This is a genomic window from Staphylococcus sp. HMSC34G04, assembly GCF_001838765.1.
GTDB lineage: Bacteria > Bacillota > Bacilli > Staphylococcales > Staphylococcaceae > Staphylococcus > Staphylococcus epidermidis.
In genome coordinates, this window is the sequence record NZ_KV838708.1 from 1 (window position 1) to 3,554 (window position 3,554).

Consider the following 3,554-nt stretch of genomic DNA (forward strand, 5'->3'; position numbering starts at 1 on the left):
GTGCATATAATTTTAACTTTGCAACAGAACCCCTACTTATACTTCCTATGATTACAATAGTAACTATACCTTTTCTTATTAAAGTAATGGTACCTGGTAAATCAACAAAAAATACATTAGATATCGTAGGTATTGTTTTAATGTCTATAAGTATTATATGTTTTATGTTATTTACGACAAATTATAATTGGACTTTTTTAATACTCTTCACAATCTTTTTTGTGATTTTTATTAAACATATTTCAAGAGTTTCTAACCCTTTTATTAATCCTAAACTAGGGAAAAACATTCCGTTTATGCTTGGTTTGTTTTCTGGTGGGCTAATATTTTCTATAGTAGCTGGTTTTATATCAATGGTGCCTTATATGATGAAAACTATTTATCATGTAAATGTAGCGACAATAGGTAATAGTGTTATTTTTCCTGGAACCATGAGTGTTATTGTTTTTGGTTATTTTGGTGGTTTTTTAGTGGATAGAAAAGGATCATTATTTGTTTTTATTTTAGGATCATTGTCTATCTCTATAAGTTTTTTAACTATTGCATTTTTTGTTGAGTTTAGTATGTGGTTGACTACTTTTATGTTTATATTTGTTATGGGCGGATTATCTTTTACTAAAACAGTTATATCAAAAATAGTATCAAGTAGTCTTTCTGAAGAAGAAGTTGCTTCTGGAATGAGTTTGCTAAATTTCACAAGTTTTTTATCAGAGGGAACAGGTATAGCAATTGTAGGAGGTTTATTGTCACTACAATTGATTAATCGTAAACTAGTTCTGGAATTTATAAATTATTCTTCTGGAGTGTATAGTAATATTCTTGTAGCCATGGCTATCCTTATTATTTTATGTTGTCTTTTGACGATTATTGTATTTAAACGTTCTGAAAAGCAGTTTGAATAGTTATATTATATTTTGGTTTAGAACTATGAGTGGCTAGCATTTTGCCACTCATTTTTTGCGTTAGCAAAAACAGGTTTAAGCCTCGCAGAGCACACGTATTAACGACTTATTAAAAATAAGTCTAGTGTGTTAGACTTAAACTATTAAATACACATGAAACCTTTGTGCTTAGGAGTGATTTTTATATGTCTTATTCCATTGTTAGAGTTTCAAAAGTTAAATCTGGAACAAATACAACGGGCATACAAAAACATGTTCAAAGAGAAAATAATAATTATGAAAATGAAGATATAGACCATAGTAAAACTTACTTAAATTATGATTTGGTAAATGCTAATAAACAGAATTTTAATAACTTGATTGATGAAAAAATCGAACAGAATTATACAGGCAAAAGAAAAATTAGAACAGACGCGATTAAACACATTGATGGTTTAATTACATCAGACAATGATTTCTTTGATAATCAAACGCCAGAAGATACAAAGCAGTTTTTTGAATATGCTAAAGAGTTTTTAGAACAAGAATACGGTAAAGATAATTTATTATATGCAACAGTTCACATGGACGAAAAAACACCACATATGCATTATGGCGTTGTTCCAATAACTGATGATGGTCGTTTAAGTGCTAAAGAAGTTGTAGGTAATAAAAAAGCTTTAACAGCGTTTCAAGATAGATTTAATGAGCATGTTAAACAACGAGGATATGATTTAGAACGTGGGCAATCAAGACAAGTAACAAATGCTAAACATGAGCAAATAAGTCAGTATAAACAAAAAACAGAATATCATAAGCAAGAATATGAACGTGAGAGCCAAAAAACAGACCATATAAAGCAAAAGAACGATAAATTAATGCAAGAGTACCAAAAATCGTTAAATACGCTTAAAAAGCCTATAAATGTTCCGTATGAGCAAGAAACTGAAAAAGTAGGTGGTTTATTTAGCAAAGAAATACAAGAAACTGGAAATGTTGTAATAAGCCAAAAAGATTTCAATGAATTTCAGAAACAGATAAAAGCTGCTCAAGATATTTCGGAAGATTACGAGTATATAAAGTCTGGTAGAGCCTTAGATGATAAAGATAAGGAAATACGAGAGAAAGATGATTTATTAAATAAAGCAGTTGAGCGTATTGAAAACGCAGACGATAATTTTAACCAACTTTACGAAAATGCAAAGCCACTTAAAGAGAATATAGAAATAGCGTTAAAGCTTTTAAAAATCTTACTAAAAGAGTTAGAACGAGTTTTAGGAAGAAATACCTTTGCGGAAAGAGTTAATAAGTTAACAGAAGATGAACCAAAACTAAATGGTTTAGCAGGAAACTTAGATAAAAAAATGAATCCAGAATTATATTCAGAACAGGAACAGCAACAAGAACAACAAAAGAATCAAAAACGAGATAGAGGTATGCACTTATAGAACATGCATTTATGCCGAGAAAACTTATTGGTTGGAATGGGCTATGTGTTAGCTAACTTGTTAGCGAGTTGGTTGGACTTGAATTGGGATTAATCCCAAGAAAGTACCAACTCAACAACACATAAAGCCCTGTAGGTTCCGACCAATAAGGAAATTGGAATAAAGCAATAAAAGGAGTTGAAGAAATGAAATTCAGAGAAGCCTTTGAGAATTTTATAACAAGTAAGTATGTACTTGGTGTTTTAGTAGTTTTAACTGTTTACCAGATAATACAAATGCTTAAATAAAAAAAGACTTGATCTGATTAGACCAAGTCTTTTGATAGTGTTATATTAATAACAAAATAAAAAGGAGTCGCTCACGCCCTGACCAAAGTTTGTGAACGACATCATTCAAAGAAAAAAACACTGAGTTGTTTTTATAATCTTGTATATTTAGATATTAAACGATATTTAAATATACATCAAGATATATATTTGGGTGAGCGATTCCTTAAACGAAATTGAGATTAAGGAGTCGATTTTTTATGTATAAAAACAATCATGCAAATCATTCAAATCATTTGGAAAATCACGATTTAGACAATTTTTCTAAAACCGGCTACTCTAATAGCCGGTTGGACGCACATACTGTGTGCATATCTGATCCAAAATTAAGTTTTGATGCAATGACGATCGTTGGAAATCTCAACCGAGACAACGCTCAAGCCCTTTCTAAATTTATGAGTGTAGAGCCCCAAATAAGACTTTGGGATATTCTTCAAACAAAGTTTAAAGCTAAAGCACTTCAAGAAAAAGTTTATATTGAATATGACAAAGTGAAAGCAGATAGTTGGGATAGACGTAATATGCGTATTGAATTTAATCCAAACAAACTTACACGAGATGAAATGATTTGGTTAAAACAAAATATAATAAGCTACATGGAAGATGACGGTTTTACAAGATTAGATTTAGCCTTTGATTTTGAAGATGATTTGAGTGACTACTATGCAATGTCTGATAAAGCAGTTAAGAAAACTATTTTTTATGGTCGTAATGGTAAGCCAGAAACAAAATATTTTGGCGTGAGAGATAGTAATAGATTTATTAGAATTTATAATAAAAAGCAAGAACGTAAAGATAATGCAGATGCTGAAGTTATGTCTGAACATTTATGGCGTGTAGAAATCGAACTTAAAAGAGATATGGTGGATGGTTCTGTTGCAAAGTTAAAAAACATGTAA

The 3,554-nt window shown here is 30.4% G+C and carries 2 protein-coding genes and 1 pseudogene; all 3 read left to right on the plus strand.

Going from position 1 to position 3,554, the window contains the following annotated elements; all coding sequences use genetic code 11:
• Positions 1-902: MFS transporter (locus tag HMPREF3241_RS02710; protein ID WP_070853430.1), on the plus strand; the 902-nt coding region annotated here is incomplete at its 5' end.
• A gap of 185 nt (positions 903-1,087) precedes the next feature.
• On the plus strand, positions 1,088-2,329 hold the full coding sequence (mobV, locus tag HMPREF3241_RS02715) for a MobV family relaxase (RefSeq protein WP_000122374.1): 1,242 nt from the start codon (positions 1,088-1,090) through the stop codon (positions 2,327-2,329).
• A gap of 526 nt (positions 2,330-2,855) precedes the next feature.
• A pseudogene (locus tag HMPREF3241_RS02720) lies at positions 2,856-3,524 on the plus strand (replication initiation factor domain-containing protein); the annotation flags it as partial.
• Positions 3,525-3,554: the final 30 nt, after the last annotated feature.

Excerpts from the sequence above, each read along its gene's own strand:
- mobV (WP_000122374.1), top strand. The coding sequence starts at position 1,088 with ATGTCTTATTCCATTGTTAGAGTTTCAAAAGTTAAATCTGGAACAAAT.